This window comes from Hoeflea sp. IMCC20628 (assembly GCF_001011155.1).
GTDB lineage: Bacteria > Pseudomonadota > Alphaproteobacteria > Rhizobiales > Rhizobiaceae > Hoeflea.
The window spans coordinates 420,751-438,521 of record NZ_CP011479.1 but is presented as its reverse complement, the minus strand read 5'-3'; the positions used below and the strand labels follow the sequence as shown (position 1 = coordinate 438,521).

20 protein-coding genes are annotated in these 17,771 nt (G+C 58.3%); 11 read left to right on the top strand and 9 right to left on the bottom strand.

The features are described from left to right. Positions 1-5 precede the first annotated feature (5 nt). Positions 6-986, bottom strand: a complete 981-nt coding sequence (locus IMCC20628_RS02015) for an NAD(P)H-quinone oxidoreductase (RefSeq protein ID WP_047028811.1) — start codon at positions 984-986, stop codon at positions 6-8. A 152-nt stretch (positions 987-1,138) separates the two neighbouring features. On the opposite strand from IMCC20628_RS02015, the gene IMCC20628_RS02010 reads away from it, so the two are divergent. Both IMCC20628_RS02010 and IMCC20628_RS02005 read left to right on the top strand, forming a co-directional pair. Beyond that, complete coding sequence (locus IMCC20628_RS02010; RefSeq protein WP_047028810.1) at positions 1,139-1,330, top strand: DUF1192 domain-containing protein; 192 nt, start codon at positions 1,139-1,141, stop codon at positions 1,328-1,330. Between the two features lie 463 nt (positions 1,331-1,793). After that, positions 1,794-2,312, top strand: coding sequence for a DUF1465 family protein (locus IMCC20628_RS02005; protein WP_047028809.1), 519 nt, complete (start codon positions 1,794-1,796; stop codon positions 2,310-2,312). A gap of 180 nt (positions 2,313-2,492) precedes the next feature. Here the strand turns inward: IMCC20628_RS02005 and rpmE are convergent, their stop codons facing one another. Beyond that, positions 2,493-2,714, bottom strand: coding sequence for a 50S ribosomal protein L31 (gene rpmE / locus IMCC20628_RS02000; protein WP_047028808.1), 222 nt, complete (start codon positions 2,712-2,714; stop codon positions 2,493-2,495). Between the two features lie 202 nt (positions 2,715-2,916). Between rpmE and IMCC20628_RS01995 the strand changes: the two genes are divergently transcribed. From IMCC20628_RS01995 to IMCC20628_RS01985, 3 genes are all read left to right on the top strand, one after another. Then, a complete protein-coding gene (locus tag IMCC20628_RS01995) occupies positions 2,917-4,752 on the top strand; it encodes an ABC transporter transmembrane domain-containing protein (protein WP_047028807.1) in 1,836 nt (611 codons plus the stop codon). 143 nt (positions 4,753-4,895) lie between these two features. Then, complete coding sequence (locus tag IMCC20628_RS01990; protein WP_047028806.1) at positions 4,896-5,807, top strand: fatty acid desaturase; 912 nt, start codon at positions 4,896-4,898, stop codon at positions 5,805-5,807. A gap of 28 nt (positions 5,808-5,835) precedes the next feature. Then, complete coding sequence (locus IMCC20628_RS01985) at positions 5,836-6,624, top strand: PhnD/SsuA/transferrin family substrate-binding protein (RefSeq protein WP_197078375.1); 789 nt, start codon at positions 5,836-5,838, stop codon at positions 6,622-6,624. A 12-nt stretch (positions 6,625-6,636) separates the two neighbouring features. On the opposite strand, the gene IMCC20628_RS01980 is transcribed toward IMCC20628_RS01985, so the two are convergent. From IMCC20628_RS01980 to IMCC20628_RS01955, 6 genes are all read right to left on the bottom strand, one after another. Further along, positions 6,637-7,668 (bottom strand): peptidoglycan -binding protein, encoded by a 1,032-nt coding sequence (locus IMCC20628_RS01980; protein WP_047028804.1) that lies wholly within the window; start codon positions 7,666-7,668, stop codon positions 6,637-6,639. 3 nt (positions 7,669-7,671) lie between these two features. Further along, positions 7,672-8,694: a MotA/TolQ/ExbB proton channel family protein gene (locus IMCC20628_RS01975; protein ID WP_047028803.1), complete on the bottom strand. Its 1,023-nt coding sequence runs from the start codon at positions 8,692-8,694 to the stop codon at positions 7,672-7,674. A gap of 212 nt (positions 8,695-8,906) precedes the next feature. After that, complete coding sequence (locus IMCC20628_RS01970; RefSeq protein WP_047028802.1) at positions 8,907-9,707, bottom strand: inositol monophosphatase family protein; 801 nt, start codon at positions 9,705-9,707, stop codon at positions 8,907-8,909. A gap of 200 nt (positions 9,708-9,907) precedes the next feature. Then, positions 9,908-10,471: an elongation factor P gene (gene efp / locus IMCC20628_RS01965; protein WP_047028801.1), complete on the bottom strand. Its 564-nt coding sequence runs from the start codon at positions 10,469-10,471 to the stop codon at positions 9,908-9,910. 223 nt (positions 10,472-10,694) lie between these two features. Next, positions 10,695-11,702, bottom strand: a complete 1,008-nt coding sequence (locus tag IMCC20628_RS01960; protein WP_047032179.1) for a tetratricopeptide repeat protein — start codon at positions 11,700-11,702, stop codon at positions 10,695-10,697. A gap of 8 nt (positions 11,703-11,710) precedes the next feature. Beyond that, positions 11,711-12,364, bottom strand: coding sequence for a thiamine phosphate synthase (locus IMCC20628_RS01955; protein ID WP_047028800.1), 654 nt, complete (start codon positions 12,362-12,364; stop codon positions 11,711-11,713). A gap of 91 nt (positions 12,365-12,455) precedes the next feature. On the opposite strand from IMCC20628_RS01955, the gene IMCC20628_RS01950 reads away from it, so the two are divergent. The 3 genes from IMCC20628_RS01950 (at position 12,456) to IMCC20628_RS01940 (ending at position 15,406) form a co-directional block, all read left to right on the top strand. After that, a complete protein-coding gene (locus IMCC20628_RS01950) occupies positions 12,456-13,232 on the top strand; it encodes a sulfite exporter TauE/SafE family protein (protein WP_047028799.1) in 777 nt (258 codons plus the stop codon). Between the two features lie 67 nt (positions 13,233-13,299). After that, entirely contained in the window at positions 13,300-14,955 is a 1,656-nt protein-coding gene (locus IMCC20628_RS01945; RefSeq protein ID WP_047028798.1) for an acyl-CoA synthetase, read from the top strand. Positions 14,956-15,109: 154 nt separating this feature from the next. Then, a complete protein-coding gene (locus IMCC20628_RS01940; protein ID WP_047028797.1) occupies positions 15,110-15,406 on the top strand; it encodes a metalloregulator ArsR/SmtB family transcription factor in 297 nt (98 codons plus the stop codon). Positions 15,407-15,547: 141 nt separating this feature from the next. Here the strand turns inward: IMCC20628_RS01940 and IMCC20628_RS24520 are convergent, their stop codons facing one another. After that, the gene (locus IMCC20628_RS24520; RefSeq protein ID WP_047028796.1) at positions 15,548-15,724 is read right to left on the bottom strand and encodes a DUF465 domain-containing protein; all 177 of its coding nucleotides are present in this window, start codon (positions 15,722-15,724) and stop codon (positions 15,548-15,550) included. Positions 15,725-15,935: 211 nt separating this feature from the next. Here IMCC20628_RS24520 and IMCC20628_RS01930 point away from each other — a divergent pair, with 211 nt between their 5' ends. The 3 genes from IMCC20628_RS01930 to IMCC20628_RS01920 are packed head-to-tail and all read left to right on the top strand — an operon-like array spanning position 15,936 to position 17,741. Then, positions 15,936-16,139, top strand: coding sequence for a DUF465 domain-containing protein (locus IMCC20628_RS01930; RefSeq protein WP_047028795.1), 204 nt, complete (start codon positions 15,936-15,938; stop codon positions 16,137-16,139). A 16-nt stretch (positions 16,140-16,155) separates the two neighbouring features. Beyond that, complete coding sequence (gene purE / locus IMCC20628_RS01925) at positions 16,156-16,656, top strand: 5-(carboxyamino)imidazole ribonucleotide mutase (RefSeq protein ID WP_047028794.1); 501 nt, start codon at positions 16,156-16,158, stop codon at positions 16,654-16,656. Continuing rightward, on the top strand, positions 16,653-17,741 hold the full coding sequence (locus IMCC20628_RS01920) for a 5-(carboxyamino)imidazole ribonucleotide synthase (protein ID WP_047028793.1): 1,089 nt from the start codon (positions 16,653-16,655) through the stop codon (positions 17,739-17,741). The genes purE and IMCC20628_RS01920 overlap by 4 nt, the downstream gene beginning before the upstream one ends. Positions 17,742-17,771 lie beyond the last annotated feature (30 nt).

Here is a 17,771-nt window from a genome sequence, read left to right as displayed (position 1 = left end):
AGCAGTCAGCCTATGTCGAGTGCGATCTTGCCGATGTGATCGCCATCTTCCATGCGCTGGTGCGCTGCTGATGCCTGATCAAGCGGGAATATCGAATCCATCACTGGCAGCACCTTTCGCTCGCTCAACAACGGCCAGACATGTTGGCGCAGTTCTGCGGCAATTGTCGCCTTGAATCCGATATCGCGGGCTCGGAGCGTTGATCCGGTATGGGTCAGCCGCTTCATCATCAGAAGCGAGAAATCGGCTTCCGCCTTGCGGCCATTCAGGAACGCGATCTGGACAATCCTGCCCTCGATCGCCGCAGCCTTATAATTGCGGTTGATGTAATCGCCTCCGACCATGTCCAGAATCAGATTTGCGCCCTTGCCGTCAGTCGCTTGCTTCACAGCATCGACAAAATCGGTCTCACGGTAGTTGATGGCAAGATCGGCGCCAAGATCCAGCATCGCTGCACACTTCGCTTCGGATCCGGCTGTTGCCAGAACACGGGCGCCGAACGCCTTGGCAAGCTGTATGGCGGTTGTTCCGATGCCGGAAGTTCCGCCATGGACCAGAAATGTCTCGCCCTTCTTGAGACCGCCGCGCTGAAACACATTGTGCCAGACCGTAAAGAATGTCTCGGGGATCGCTGCCGCCTCGGTCATTGTCAGACTATTGGGCGCCGGCAACGCATTTGTTTCGTCAACGGTGCAATACTCGGCATAGCCGCCGCCCGGCACCAGCCCGCAAACATGATCTCCCGGCTTGAACTGCGTCACAGCCGCGCCGACAGCCGCAACTTCACCGGCAATCTCGAGACCGGGTATGTCAGAGGCGCCCGGCGGTGGCGGATAGGCGCCCTGGCGCTGCAGGCAATCAGGCCGATTGACGCCTGCAGCCATGACCTTGACCAACAGTTCTGTCTCGCCTGGAACCGGCATTTCTCGCTCGGTCAGGGTCAGCACATCGGGACCACCGGGTTGACGGATTTCTATTGCACGCATTGATTCATTCTCCTGCTAAGTCTTTTGCCGCAACCTACAACACCGCCCTGTCAATTGCACGGTGCCGCGGGCTCAGGTTATGGTGATGGCAATGCCTGTTGGCACCTCAGCCGAAAGCCAAGCGACAATGAATCAGCAATGAGGTAAGCGCGATGTTTGCAGATGACGACCAGCCCAAACCGAAGCGGCTTCACGAAATCGGATGCGACCTGACATTCCTTTCAGCCGGAGAACTGGAAGAACGAATCGCAGTGTTGCATGACGAAATCGCACGTCTGGAAGCAGACAAGACCTCCAAAACATCTAGCCGAAGCGTCGCAGAGAGCTTATTCAAGTCAAAATAGATCATTCAATGCAGTCATTTATGAAAAATACACTTCAAGGTAAGGTTCGGTTAAGCTTTATAAGTCTTTACTATGAACATCCAGACATTCTGGATTTGACAGCTTGACCTCGGGTCATTCTGTCTGACGCCTCCCTGTTTAACTCTTGAGAGCCGCTGATGCGGCTCTTTTTTTGCTCAGAATTCTGGGTAAAACCCCACCGCGCCGATCGATTGGACTTTCTCCCCGAAAGCGGATCCGGTATCGTCACGGTGCACTCAGGAATGGCGCAAAAGCACCAAATACTGCTTCATATCCGGCATCGAGCGCGGACCAATCAGCACCTTTCCGGCGTTAACCCTTTCTTAAGATTAACCTTGCCGGAAAGTCTTCTCCGGTTCAAACTACAGAGGCTCAGCGAAGATATATGGCGCCGGGCGACAGCCGCCTAACTCAGTATTTTGTAATCAGGAATATACGGCCAATGTCTGAAACCAGCCGCAACACCGTCAATCTCGCAGATCGCATGGCCAATTCGGCCCAGTTCAAGGCGCTTTACGCTGAGGGCATGGGGCTGGTTGAGGAAACCGCCAACTATCTTGATGGCCCAGGCCGCACCGCGTCAAAAGGCTTGCCTCGCATGGCTGGCGTTCTCTATGCGGCAGAGTCGATGCGCCTGACCACACGCCTGATGCAGATGGCCTCCTGGCTGCTTCTGCAACGCGCGGTCAACAATGGCGAAATGAACCGTGATCAGGTGCTGGCCGAAAAGACCAAGGTTCGTCTCGACAGCTTCAATTGCGACCGCACGGCACAGGGCTGGACCGAATTGCCGGAAAGTTTCCGCGATCTGGTCGAACGCTCGTTGCGCATCCAGAGCCGAGTCGCCATGCTCGACCGCGAGATCTATCGTCCGGCCGAAGCCGCCGCACTCAAGCCGGACAACGAAAATTCGGTCCAGGCCCAGCAACACCTGTTGCAGACGGTTTTCAGCAAACGCTGACACCTGCCTGACCACTCCAATTGTCGGCAAGGCCTGCGATCATTCGCGGGCCTTTTTGTATTGCGGCAGCTTGCATTGCGATACGGGCGCAGCGGTGACGATGTTGCAAAGATTTGCCAGACGCAAAAAAGCCCGCCAATTCGGTGGCGGGCTTTTGAAATACGGTGTCTGCCGACCTGATTACAGGTTGAGGCCTTCGAAGCGCTTCTTGAACTTCGAAAGACGGCCGCCACGGTCCAGCATCTGCTGGTTGCCGCCGGTCCAGGCCGGATGCGATGTCGGATCAATTTCAAGGTTCATGGTGTCGCCTTCGGCGCCCCAGGTCGACTTGGTCATGTATTCGGTGCCATTGGTCATGACCACCTTGATCATGTGGTACTCGGGATGGATATTCGCCTTCATCTTACTTGTCCTGCAGTTGGAAGGCCCTGCGCAACGATGCTTGCGGCAATTTGGCCAAATACGTAAATGAAGCCGATGCCAGTCAGGACAACGACTTCCCAATTCGATGGCGAGCCTATACATGAAGGCCCTGTCGATAACAAGGGCCGCGACCGTTTTTGCGGCTCCACGAATGTGCTGAATATGCATAGCAGGAGAAGATGTGGCTGAACAATCCGACACCCCGAAGGCGGCGCGCCCATCAGTACGTCCTCTCGCACGGCTTTACCCCTATGTCCGACGCTATCCCGGCTTGGTGCTTGGCGCCCTGGCATTCCTGTTGTTGGCAGCGGTCACCACATTGAGTCTGCCGATGGCAGTTCGCCGGATGATCGACAATGGCTTTTCAGCTCAGGACGCCGGCTTCATCAACAGCTACTTCTCGATGCTGGCGGCGATTGCCATCATGCTGGCGCTGGCCTCGGCCTGCCGCTACTATTTTGTCATCACGCTGGGCGAGCGCGTGGTGTCCGACATTCGCCGCGATGTCTTCGACCATGTCACCCAATTGTCCGCAGCATTTTATGATGCCAACCGCTCGGGCGAGATTGTCTCGCGGCTGACCGCTGACACCACACAGATCAAATCGGCAGTTGGCGCCACAGCCTCGCTGGCGCTGCGCAACACCATCCTGTGCATCGGCGCCGGCGTCATGATGTTCATCACCTCGCCGCAACTGTCGGCGCTGGTGCTTGGCGCCATCCCGCTCATTGTCTTCCCGCTGGTTGGTTTCGGCCGCAAGGTGCGCAAGCGCTCGCGTGACGCGCAGGACAGCCTGGCCGAGGCCATGACCTTTGCCGGCGAGGCCATTGGCGCGACGCGCACGGTGCAGGCCTTCAACACCGAACAAGCCGCCCAGACGCAGTTCGGCCAGGCTGTGGAGGCAGCTTTCACCGCGGCCCGAAAATCCATCCTGGCGCGGTCCATCCTGACCGGCTTTGCCATCGCGATGGCTTTCGGATCCGTGGTTGCGGTGCTCTGGTACGGCGCCCAATCGGTCCTGTCCGGAGACATCACATCCGGCACACTGGGGCAGTTCCTGCTCTATTCGGTTTTCGCTGCGGGCAGTCTTGGCACTTTGTCCGAGGTCTGGGGCGAACTCTCCCAAGCTGCAGGCTCCGCCGAGCGACTCAGCGAACTGCTGGACGAGGTTCCCGGCATTCAGGCGCCGGCATCGCCAAAGCCGCTGCCCAGCCCTGCGATGGGCGACATCAGTTTTGACAATGTGTATTTCGCCTACCCGGCCCGGCCCGACACCTCGGCGCTCACCGGAACCAGCTTTCACGTTCGTCCCGGTGAAACGGTCGCTGTTGTCGGGGCCTCGGGAGCCGGCAAATCGACACTGTTTTCGCTGATCCTGAGGTTTTACGACGCAACCACCGGGTCTGTGCTTGTCGATCACGTCAATGTCCGTGAAGCCGATCCTGCGGATGTCCGCGCCCGCATCGCCATGGTGCCACAGGATGTGACGATCTTTGCCGGAAGTGTCGGCAGCAATATCGCCTTTGGAAAACCCGGCGCCAGCCAGGCAGAAATCGAATCGGCAGCCCAATCGGCGCAGGCGCATGAGTTCATCATGGCGTTGGACAAGGGCTACGAAACCCCGGTCGGCGAACGCGGCATAACCCTGTCTGGCGGGCAACGCCAGCGCGTCGCCATTGCCCGGGCGATCCTGCGTGACGCCCCTATCCTGCTGCTGGATGAAGCCACATCGGCACTGGATGCGGAAAACGAAACCCTGGTGCAGAAAGCCCTTGAGGGGTTGATGGAAAACCGCACCACCATTGTCATTGCCCACCGGCTCGCCACCGTGCTGCGCGCTGATCGCATTCTGGTGATGGACAAGGGACAGATCGTTGAAGAGGGCACCCACGCCGAACTGGTGGCAAAGGGCGGGCTCTATGCCCGCCTTGCGCGATTGCAGTTCGAGCACGGCGCCGAGGCTCTGTCCCTTGAGGCAAACTCGAGCCTCAAATCCATTGCCAGCCATCCGCTGTAAAAAAATGCTGAACCAGTCTTTGGTAACATTCTTGTGAAGCCCCTCAATTCAGGGTATTGATCGGGCGTTCGTCTGGAAGCCACGCGGGGGACGGGACACCTGACCGCGGGCTATAACAGGAACATTCAGAAGGTGTATCCACTATGCGGAATGACGCGGAGTGGCGGACCCTGCTTTTGGCAGGTGTTTGCTATGCTGTGTGGTTTTTGCTGGTATTTGGGTGGGCTGACATGCCGGACGCATTGCGTGTCCTGTTGCTGATCCCCACCATTACGCTGCATTCATCGCTACAACATGAATTTTTACACGGTCATCCATTCAGGAACCAAAAAATCAATGATCTTTTGATCGCCCCGCCAATTGGAGTGCTGGTACCCTATCTGCGCTTCAAATCCTGCCATCTGACCCATCACATCAACGAAAACATCACTGACCCCTATGACGATCCGGAGAGTTATTATCTCGACGGCGATGTCTGGACGGCGATACCGGCCTGGTTCAAAACCTTGCTTGTTGCCAACAACACGCTTGTGGGCCGTATGACACTCGGGCCGATGCTCGCCACGATCGGGTTCATCCGCAGCGAGTATCGCCGCATCAAACCCGGCGATCGGTCCATCCTTACAATATGGTTGCGTCATATCCTGGCAGTAGCCTTGGTGTTCATGCTGATCGATCGATTTGGCAGCATGCATCCCGCCTCCTATTTCATCGCCGCCTATTTCGGCATGGGATTGCTGATGGTGCGCTCGTTCATCGAGCATCAGGCGGTTGAAAAGGCCAACCAACGCTCGGTGATCATCGAAACCAGAGGCCCGTTGAGCTTGTTGTTTCTCAACAACAACTATCACTCTGTGCACCATGCCTATCCGTCGCTCGCCTGGTACCGTATCCCGGAATTCTTCAGGGAAAACCGGGCCCGCTTCCTGCGCATGAATGGTGGCTACCGCTTTGAAAGCTACTGGGAGGTGTTTCGCCGCTTCGGCTTCCGGACCAAGGAGCCTGTGGCATGGCCGATCGAGGCCCGTCGCAAACGCCGTGGCGACGCCAGATGATGCCTGCTCAGAGCCACGAGGCAGCGCTGTGAGCGGCGCTGCCTCACTGCCGATGTATGACTGGCCGGAAATCCGTCATGCCACTGATGCGGTCTGGACGGCAATCCGCCAGCGACTGTTCGAGCGGGGCATTGACGCGCCTGTGCACCTTGACCGCACTGCCGACCCTGAGCCGCTCTGGAGCAATCCCGACCTGCTGCTGTCACAGACCTGTGGCTATCCCTATGCCAACCGCCTGACGGGCACGGTGGCACTTGTGGGCACACCTGCCCATGCGGTGACCGGCGCGCGCCCAGGCCACTATTTCAGCGCTCTGATCGCCCGCAGGGATCAGCTCCCGGAGCACCTGGGTGAACTGACTGAAAAGCGCCTGGCTTTCAACATGACACATTCGCAATCAGGCTTTGCCGCTCCGGTCCGGCTGCTTGCCGCAGGCGGTCATACATCCCTGCCCGAACCACTGGAAACCGGCGCGCACCGCGCCTCGATCAGGGCTGTGGCCGACGGGTTGGCCGGTTGGGCGGCGATTGACGCGGTCACCTGGGAATTGGCCAGGCGCCACGAGCCGGCAGCTGAAGAATTGGCGGTCTTCGCCACCACCCCGCAGACGCCGGCACTGCCGCTGATCACCAGCCAGCATTATGCCGGACAGGCCAATGCCATCGCTGATGCCGTCGAGGTCGCCATCCTGGGCCTTGAAACAGAAATTCGCGATGCGATTTTGATGACCGGGCTGGTGCGGTTCAAGCCCGCCGACTACGCGCCGCTCGCAGCCCCGTTGCCGGTGCGGGAGGCTTTGCCGGGATTGCACCGCTGACGGTCCAAAATGCTATCTCTCGGTTAGCTTGAGCTCGATGCGGCGGTTGGTGGCGCGAGCCTCGTCGCTGTCGCCATCGGCAATCGGCTGGAATTCACCAAACCCGGCGGCCACCAGACGATTGGCAGGTACGCCATTGGCCACCAGATATTTGACCACCGACGTTGCGCGGGCGCTGGAGAGTTCCCAGTTGTCAGCATAGCGGCCATTGCCCGACAGCGGTACATTGTCGGTGTGGCCGTCAACGCGCAGCACCCAGTTGATCTCATCGGGAATTTCGCGGGCAAGCTCTATGATGGCGCTGGCCAGCTTGGCCATCTGTTCCTGGCCGGCTGGGTTGAGGCTGTTGCCGCCAGATGGAAACAGAACTTCCGACTGGAACACGAACCGGTCGCCCACCACCCGGACATCCTCACGGCTTGAAAGGATCTCCCGCAAGCGGCCGAAGAAGTCGGACCGGTAGCGATTAAGCTCCTGCACCCGCTGGGCCAGCGCAACATTCAGACGGCGGCCAAGATCGGCAATCTTGGTCTGAGTCTCACGGTCCTTGCTTTCGGAAACCTCAAGCGCATCTTCCAGCGCGCCAAGCTGGGTTCTGAGCGCGGAAATCTGCTGATTGAGCAGTTCGACCTGATTGAGAGCCCGCTGCGAAACCTTTTTCTCGGCATCAAGCGTTTCCGACAATGTGCCAATTTTGGCTTCCGCTGTGGCGCTCGCACCGGTTCCGCTGGCCAGCAGTTCCTGCAGCCGCGACCGATCGGATTCTGATTCCGACAGCGAGGACTGGAGATTGGCCAGCGTATCCTCGAGATCCTGCTTTCCCGATCGCTCGAGCGCCAGAAGCTGGGTCAATTCATTGATCTGGCTGTTGAGCCGGTTGAGCACCTGGTCCCGGCCGGAGATTTCGCGCGACAGGAAAAACTGCGCCAGCACGAACACAGTGAGCAGGAACATGATGGCCAGCAGCAAGGTCGACAAGGCATCGACAAATCCCGGCCAGTAATCGACCGTCCGCTCCCGCCGCCGGTTTCGCGCCAGCGCCATCTCCTACTTGTCCCCGATCTTGTCAGCCAGCTTGTCGAGCGTCTCACGCATCCGCCGCGATTCGACCTGTTGCGCCTCGATCCAGTCTCTCAGCATCTGCTGTTCATTGCGCATGTTCTTGACCAGACCCTGAATGCCTTCAGCGAGGCTCGCCATCGCCGCAGTGGTGCGCGGGGTCATTCCGGACTCCTGCGACAACTGTTGCATCCGTTCCGACAGCATCTTGATTTCTTCTGTCGCACCAGCGCCTTCGGCAGGCATCGACATGCCGGAATCAAGATCCGTCATTGTCGACAGCCAGTTTTCCAGCTCGGTGTAAAACCGGTTCTGGGCGCGACCGGCCTGAAGATCGAGAAAACCCAACACCAGCGACCCGGCAAGGCCGAACAGCGATGAGGAGAATGCCGTGCCCATTCCGTCGAGCGGCGCAGACAGCCCGCTCTTCAAGGTCGAGAGCACGTCCTCGGTGCCGCCAGTTCCCGGATCCAGGGACTGGATCACCTGGTTGATTGATCCGATGGTTCCAAGCAGGCCCCAGAATGTTCCGAGCAGTCCGAGGAAAACCAGAAGCCCGATCAGATAGCGCGAGGTGTCGCGGGATTCATCAAGCCGTGTCGCGATCGAGTCGAGAATGGAACGCAATGACGAGGTCGACAGCGCCATTTCCTGGCGGCGGCCAATCAGCGCCCGCATAGGCGCCAGCAGCACCGGATCACGGCCAACTTTCTCCGCGTCGCCCGTGGCACGCAGCGAATTGACCCAGCGGACTTCGGGACGAAGCCTGAGCACATGGGTGAAGACCAGCAGCACCCCGACCCCGAGCACCCCGACGATCAATCCATTGAGACCCGGATTGGCGACAAAGGCTTCCTGAATCTGGCGGTAGAGAATTGCAGCGACAAATCCGGTCAGGATGAGAAATATCATCATGCTCCAAAAGAACACCAGCGGACTCGACAGCTTATGCGGGTCCGCTCCGCTACCGTCTTCGGAGATGCCCCATCCCGACAATGTCAATTTTGCCATGCGTTGTTCGTCCCGGCCTTTGTCCCAAATCAAATGATCAGGCAAACTCTAGCCGATAATATGGCAGAAATGAAAGCATGCTTTCAAAACAAGGCTATGACTGCTGAGCCGCTCATTCAATTGGCTACGCAAAGGACGCCGTATTGCCGTGAACTGATGCATGTACGGTACCGTTCAAATGAATTCATTCGAACGCGACATGCATCAGGCCGTCAGGCGGTCGGAACGGGGCGTTGCACCAGTTCCAGAAGGCCTTTGAGAATGTACTCATTGCCTGCTGCAACCGACTTCGTGCCGAACATGTCGGTTCCGCCAGTCACGTCGGCGACGAAACCGCCCGCTTCGCGGATCAGGATCAGCCCGGCAGCCATGTTCCACGGTTCAAGCGGCTTTTCCCAAAATCCGTCGAGCCGACCTGCAGCCACATAGGCCAGGTCAATTGCTGCCGCGCCCATCCGCCGGATGCCGGCGCATTCGCCCATGACATGGCGCAGTTCAACAAGGAACTTGCCATGATGACCACGTCCAAGATGGGGCACCCCGGTGCCAACCACCGCATCGGACAAGGCCTTGCGGCCTGCGACGCGCAATCGGCGGTCATTGAGAAATGCTCCGCCGCCGCGTTCAGCTGTGTACAACTCATCGGTGGCGGGATTGTAGATGACGCCGGCGACGATGTCGCCATTGCGCTCAAGCGCAATCGAAACCGCGAAATGCGGTATGCCATGCAGGAAATTTGTAGTGCCATCCAGAGGATCGACGATCCAGCGGTGCGCACCATCAGAGCCCGCCACTTCCTTGCTTTCCCCGCTGAGGAAACCATAGGTCGGCCGTGCCCGCGACAATTCGGTCGTCAGGATGGCTTCCGCTTTCTGATTGGCCTGGGTGACAAAGTCAGCCGGGCCCTTGAGCGAGACCTGTAGATTTTGAACCTCGCCAAAATCGCGCGAAAGCGAGCGCCCGGCCTTGAGCGCCGACTGTACCATCACATTGAGAAGGGCAGAACGCGCCATCTATTTCATTCCTTGATGTCGGTGGCCGACTGGCTCAAACGCGCCAGAAGCCGCAGTCGAAAGGCTCAGAGCGAAGCAACGCATGCTTCGCCCGAATGAAGATTCCAGAATGCGCCACAGTCAATTGAAAGCGCGAATGGCACTTTGACATGGTGCAGGGACATTGACGTTCGGATCGACCCATCCGAACGCGGCATGCATCAGTCCGCGCGACGCAGATAGGTCAATTCGTTGGTGTCAACGATCACACGCTCGCCCGATGAGATGAACGGCGGAACCAGAATACGGACGCCATTTTCAAGAATGGCCGGCTTGTAGGAAGACGCCGCAGTCTGCCCCTTTACCACCGGGTCAGCTTCGGCAATCGCCAAAGTGACATGATCGGGCAATGAAATGCCGATCGGACGATCTTCATAAAGCTCGACCGTTACCATCATGCCATCCTGCAGAAAGGCGCGGCGATCGCCAACAAATTCCTTCTGCAGCTCAAGCTGTTCGTAGCTTTCCAAATCCATGAACACCAGGGATTCCCCTTGCTCATAGAGGAACTGAAAATCCTTTTGCTCCAGACGGATACGCTCAACCGTCTCGGACGCCCGAAAACGTTCGTTGAGCTTGGTCCCGTCGAGCAGGTTCTTCATCTCGACCTGATTGAAGGCGCCACCCTTGCCCGGCTTGACGGCATTGGTTTTAACCACGGCCCAAAGGGTCTTGTTGTGCTCAAGCACGTTGCCGGGGCGAATTTCATTTCCATTGATTTTCATGTGAGCGTTCCGCGTCAGCTTGATCCGGGCCGGTTTTCGGCGCCGCTTGGCGGCTTCAAGACCACAAATGGCTCAGCTTTTCAAGTCTGGTGCATACAGCGTTCAAACCGATCCGTCTGAAAGACAACCCGGCCGCACACGGCACAAGCACCAAAATCCCCTGGAAGATGGATATAATGTGCCGCGTCGCAAGCGCGGACAGGACGGCGGCAGCGGCCAAAAATCAATGCTTGCCGAATTGGTTTGCCGCCTCGATCGCCAGTTTTTTCTGGTCTTCGGTCAGTCCCTGATAAAAATCATCGAGTGATCGGTCATTGAATCCCGCGCGTCGCGACAGGATGTACCATTTGCCGGCCTCAACCGGATCGCCCGAGGTGCCGATGGCATTGATGTGCAGCACCGCCATCCGGTTTTGCGCGACCACATTGCCGCGATTGGCCGCCACCTGCATCCAGCGGAAGCCGTTTTCATAGTCCTTGGGTCCGCCAATGCCGTCAATCAACCATATCGCATAGTCCAGCTGTGCCGTATCAAACCCGCCGCGTGCTGCCTTTTCCATGAGTTCGCGGGCCCGTCCGCGCTTCTCGTCCGGGACGCCGGTCGTGTTGCTGTAAATCTGTGCAAGCGCGTATTGCGCATCCGGCACGCCCTGTTCGCTTGCTTTCTCGAAATAGGGCAAAGCCTCGAGGATACCGGCATCGCCGGGTTTCTGGGAAACCAGGATCTGGGCGTGATTGAACTGGGCAAAGGCATTGCCGGCATCAGCCGCCTTTTTCATCAACTCTTCGGCCCTGGGCCGATCAGCATCGACATACTTGCCCTCAAGCAGCATGACACCGTATTTGAACTGCGCGGAAGCATCACCGCTCTCGGCGGCTTGCGCGTACCAGAAGGCAGCATCATTCATGCTGCGCGGAACCCCAAGTCCGGCGGCAAAAAGCTCGGCGAGCAAGGTCTGCGCCGCCGGGTCACCCAATTGCGCGCGCGGAAGCGCCAGTTCCATAGCCGTGAGATAATAGCCACGCTGAAAAGCGCCGAATGCCCGGACTGTCGCATCGGACGGCGCCGTGCTCGAGCTTGCTTCGACGGGGGCGGCGGTCTCGCTCTTGGTGTCCTGCGCCAGTGCAGGGCCGCCATTGAGCACGACCAGAGCAGCGATCAACTGCATCCAGACTGGACGGCGTAACGCAAAAATGGACCGTCGCCGGGTCAGGGCTTCAATTTTGAACATCCGCTGCATTATCGGCCGAAACGTGGCGCTTTTTCGTCGAGCAGAGCGTTGATTTCGGCGACGATGCGCGGCGCTTCCGCAGGATCGGCGAAGACCGCTGATCCAAAGGCGATGAACTCGGCTCTGGTCTGCGCCATATCTTCCACAAAGGCGGTGCTGGTACCGCCCATCAGCACGCAGGGAATCTCGATCATGTCGGCCCACCATTCCGCCAGGGCTATATTCTTGGAATGCGGCTCCGGTTTGATGTCTCCGGCAATCGAGCCGAACATGACATAATCCGGCTGCGCTTCGCCGATTGACAGGGCGGCGTGACGTTCGCGGGCATTACCGCCACCCACGATCAACCCTGGAGCGTGCTGTTTTACAGCTTCGGTCATGGCCGTCGGCCCGACTTCGATGTGCAACCCGTCGGCGCGGACCCGCCCGGCAACCCGCGTATCGCCGGCCACAAGCGCTGCAGCGCCTGCCGCTTGAATGACCGGGATTAGGGCTTCGCACCGTTTCTGGAAACTTTTCTCGTCCAGACTGTGCTGCGGAATAATCACCGAAGCGACATCGCCGCCACGCAGAGCGTCGCCGGTTATTGCTGCCAACTGCGCCGCATCTTCGATATCAGGCGTGACCAGCACGAGACGGCAGCGTTTGATTGAATCTGTCATGGGAATTCCTGTCGAGCCAGCACTGAAAGCCGATATGGCCAAATGATTACAAACGGGATAGACCGGCGCGGCACAAGGATCAACCACTCCGATGATGACTGACCCGATCTTCTACGCTACGGCAATCCCTGCCGTGATCCTTGTCGGCCTTTCAAAAGGCGGATTTGGCGGTGCCATGGCGCTGCTGGGAGTCCCGCTGATGGCTTTGACCATCTCGCCGGTGCAGGCAGTCGCAATCCTCCTTCCAATCCTGATTGTCATGGATATCGTCAGCCTGTGGAGCTGGCGCAGCCACTGGGACAGAAAAACTCTGGTGATCATGTTGCCTGGCGCGCTTCTCGGGATCGCAATCGGTTGGTTCACGGCAGCCTGGGTAACTGTCCCGATGATCAAACTCATAGTCGGGGCGGTCGCACTCTGGTTCGTCTGGCGGTACGTCAGCCAAAACCTGATCTCGTCCCGCAGCGGCGACCAACCAGTTGCACGCGCCCACCAGCCGGCAAGGGGCGCATTTTGGGGCACTTTGTCAGGGTTCACCAGCTTCGTTTCCCATGCCGGAGGCCCGCCCTACCAGATCTACGCCCTGCCGCTCAGGCAGGATCCGAAGACCTACACCGGAACCAGCGTCCGGTTTTTTGCCATTATCAATGCAATCAAACTGGTTCCCTATTTTGCGCTCGGCCAGTTCGACACTACCAATTTGTCGACCTCACTGGTGTTGGCGCCATTGGCCCCGGTGGCGACGCTGGGCGGCGTATACATCGTCAGGCGGATGAAACCGGACATTTTCTATCCATTCATGTACGTGATGGTGCTGCTGGCCGCGCTGAAGCTGATTTGGGATGGAGCGGTTCACCTAATGGCCTGATGACAGCCGGGCGTTGAGGTGATTTGATGCCCGGGACCGATTACCAAACAGGCACAGGAACCAGATCTTGAGCACCAATCCTTACGAGACCGATCTCGACCGCAATGCCGCCAACTATCAGCCTCTGACGCCGCTGGCTCACCTTGAGCGGGCGGCCATCGTTCATCCCGACCATACTGCGATCATCCATGGCGCACTGCGCCTGAGCTATCGGGACTTTCTCAAACGTTCAAAACAGTTGGCCAACGCGCTGACCTCACTGGGAGCGACCAGGGGAGACACCGTTTCGGTGATGCTGTCGAACACCCCGGCGATGCTTGAAGCCCATCACGGCGTGCCCATGACCGGGGCCGTCCTGCATTCGATCAACACACGGCTCGATCCACCGGCAATAGCATTCCAGCTTGATCACGCCGAGTGCAAGATCCTGATCGTTGATCGCGAATTTTCAGGCGTTGTCGCCGAGGCGTTGAGCCTTGCCGAGACAAGTCCGATTGTCATCGATTATGACGACACCGAATATCCTGACGACGCGCCGTTCCCCAAGGGCGCCCGCATCGGCACTCTGGATTACGAGAAACTGGTAGCGGCTGCTTCTGCGCAATTCACTCGCAGCGTGCCGCATGACGAATGGGATTCGGTCTCGCTCAATTACACCTCCGGCACAACCGGCAACCCCAAGGGTGTGGTCTATCACCACCGCGGCGCGGCCATGATGGGCTACTCCAATGTGATCGCTTCAGGCATGGGGCGTCACCCGGTCTATCTCTGGACCCTGCCGATGTTTCACTGCAATGGCTGGTGCTTCCCCTGGACGCTGGGCGTTGTCGGCGGCACTCATGTCTGCCTGCGCTGGGTCCGTGCCAAAGCCATATATGACGCGATCGCTGATCACGGCGTGACCCATTTGTGCGGCGCACCGATTGTCATGTCGGCACTTCTGAATGCGCCCGAAGATGAAAAACGCGATTTTTCCCACACAGTCAGCTTCAACACGGCAGCAGCACCTCCGCCGGAATCCGTACTGGCCGGCATGGCCGATGCCGGTTTCGAGGTGGTTCACCTCTATGGCCTGACCGAGACCTACGGACCCGCCGTCGTCAACGAATGGAAGGCGGAATGGACAGCGCTCGACCATGGCGCCCGGACCACCAAAAAAGCCCGTCAGGGAGTTCGTTATCCGGCGCTTGAAAATCTGGCGGTGATGGATCCAAAGACCATGGAACGAACGCCTGCAGATGGCGAAACGATTGGCGAGGTCATGTTTCGCGGCAATATCGTCATGAAGGGCTATCTGAAAAATCCGGCGGCCAGCGAAGAGGCCTTCCGGGGCGGATGGTTTCATTCTGGCGACCTCGGCGTCATCCATCCCGACGGCTATTTGCAGCTCAAGGATCGCTCCAAGGACATCATTATATCGGGCGGCGAGAACATCTCTTCGATCGAGGTCGAAGACGCACTTTACAAACATCCCGGCATTCTGGCGGCGGCGGTCGTTGCCCGGCCCGATGACAAATGGGGCGAAACCCCCTGCGCCTTCGTCGAGCTTCGGCCTGGTTATAGCCTGAGCGAGGCGGACGTGATCGAGCACTGCCGCGGATTGCTGGCGCGTTTCAAGTGTCCGCGTACAGTAATATTTCAGGAAGTCCCCAAGACATCGACAGGCAAGATTCAAAAATATTTGCTGCGTGACGAAGCCAGAACACTCGGTGGGACGAAATAAAACGGCATCTGCTTGAAGGATGGCCTGGTGTTTCAAACAGCGCAGGCTGCTTTAGAGCATCGTTCTGCTCAAGCGCATGACACTTGAGCGGAGCCTACTCGTTGCAGCGCACAAAAGGCTTGCCCGGCGAAATCCTTTGATTTAGCTTGCTTTTATGACCATGGATACTTTCCAAGCCATCGCCGATCCCAACAGGCGTTACCTGCTGGAAGAGCTGCGCCGCCAGCCCCGGACGGTCAATGAACTGGCCGACGGACTGCCGATCAGCCGCCCTGCGGTTTCGCAACACCTTAAAGCGCTGCTCGAATGCAATCTGGTGACGGTCAGCAGTCAGGGCACACGCCGGATTTATGCTGTCAACACCGACGGCTTTCTACATCTCAATCTATGGATCGATCAGTTCTGGCTTGATGCAGCGCCATTGTGCCGCAGCGGCGTTGTAACTCTTTGAAATGATGCGTGTCGCGTTCAAATCAACTGCAGCTCTGAAAACCATGCTGGTTCACTTGAGCCAGCCGACTCCGGCTTGGTCCCAAACAAAACGGCGCGGGAAAAGCCCGCGCCGTGTCATCTTGGTGTCATGTAAATCTGGTCAATGTTGTGTAGCGGACCGAAGACGTTTGATCTGATCTTTAAGGCGTAGTTTGCGTCGTTTGATGTCAGCAATCATCTCGTCATGGACAGACGGCTGGGCTTGTACTGTCTGGAGTTCAGCCTCCAGATCACCGTGCTTCTTTTCAAGTGTGGCAAGATGAGCATCAATCGACATAAGCGTCTCCTTGGTTGGGATGCGCCGGCGCCGGGACACCGGTGCAAATCACTTGTTGACGTCTGGGAGTGTGCCACGGCTTTTTCCTTTTGTCGAAGGTGATTTCTGTATGGGGATAACTTCCCGTTACACCTGATTGTGTGGTACGAGCGCCGAAACGACAAAAAAGGTCGGGCAAGCGCCGACAGCATGACTGAGACGGGAAAATGGCATGTCCAATCAGGAACAGGCGGAATTGCGTATGTTGGTCGCGCGATTGCGTCATGAACACGAAGACTTCGACGTCGCAATCAACGCCATGATCCAGGTTGGCTGTGACCAGTTGCGCGTTCAACGCATGAAAAAGAAGAAACTCGTGATCAAGGACAAGATCAGCAAGATCGAAGACCAGATCATTCCGGATATCATTGCCTGACCTCGCGGAGCCGCGCATGACCGTTAACCCAACTCCGAAGGTCGCAGTAATCATGGGCAGCCAGTCTGACTGGCCAACAATGAAACACGCCGCCGAAACGCTGGCCGAACTCGGCATTGCCCATCAGCCCCTCATCATCTCCGCGCACCGCACGCCGGACCGCCTGGTTGCCTTTGCCAAGGGCGCACGTGCCGACGGATTCCAGGTGATCATTGCCGGAGCCGGCGGCGCTGCGCATCTGCCCGGCATGACCGCGGCCTTTACACCCTTGCCGGTGTTCGGAGTTCCGGTGGAATCCAAGGCGCTCTCGGGACAGGACAGCCTCTTATCGATCGTACAGATGCCGGCCGGCATTCCCGTCGGCACTTTGGCCATCGGAAAGGCAGGCGCGGTCAACGCCGCCTTGCTCGCCGCAAGTGTGCTAGCTCTCAATGATACCGCGCTGGCTGACAGGCTCGATGCCTGGCGCCAGGCCCGCACCGATGCCGTGGCCGATTTTCCGGTTGATCAGCCATGAGCGCCGAACCGCTCGCGCCGGGCGCCATGATCGGCATCATCGGCGGCGGTCAGCTTGGCCGGATGCTGGCGATGGCGGCGGCACGCCTGGGCTACAAAACCACCATTCTTGAACCCGACGTCCATGCGCCTGCAGCACAGGTTGCCAACAGCCAGATCGTCGCAAGCTATGACGATCCCGAGGCTCTGGAGCAACTGGCCGAATTTTGTGACGTGGTCACCTACGAATTCGAAAACGTGCCGGTGGCAGCGGTGCAATGGCTCGAATCGCGTGTTCCGGTCAGACCCGGGTCGAAAGCTCTCGAGGTGGCGCAGGACCGGCTGCTGGAAAAATCCATGGCGCGAGACCTCGGGGCCGAAACAGCTTTGTTTGCTGCCGTATCGGTTTGGTCTGATCTTGATGGTGCGATCAAAACAACCGGGCTGCCGGCTGTTTTGAAGACCACCCGGCTGGGCTATGACGGCAAGGGCCAGGCAAAACTGGTCCGGCCTGAGGACGCCGAGTCTGCCTTTGCCGCCATGCAAGGCCAGATGGCAATTCTGGAGTCCTTCGTTCACTTCGAATGCGAAGTGTCGGTGATTGCCGCACGCGGTCTTTCGGGCGAAGTTCGCGCCTTTGACGTTGCGGAAAATATTCACCGCAACCATATTCTGCACACCTCGACCATCCCATCGACACTGGGAGCCGAAGCCCGCTCAGAAGCGGTCAGGATCGCCTCAGCAATCGCCGGCCATCTGGATTATGTCGGGGTTTTTGCTGTCGAGTTCTTTGCTGTTCGCGATGGCGAGAGCCACCGCTTGCTCGTCAATGAAATCGCCCCCCGGGTGCACAATTCGGGCCACTGGACGGAAGCCGCCTGCGCAATCTCCCAGTTTGAACAGCACATTCGCGCCATTACCGGCCTGCCGCTGGGTGACCCCGAGCGGCATTCCGATTGCGTGATGGAGAACCTGATCGGCGACGATATCAACCGCGTTCCCCAGATTGCAGCTGAATCCAATTCCGTGCTGCATCTCTACGGCAAATCCGAAGCGCGTCCTGGTCGCAAGATGGGCCATGTCACCCGGATCAGCACGCAAAAATAGCTGTTTTAAACCGCTATCTATCGGGAAATA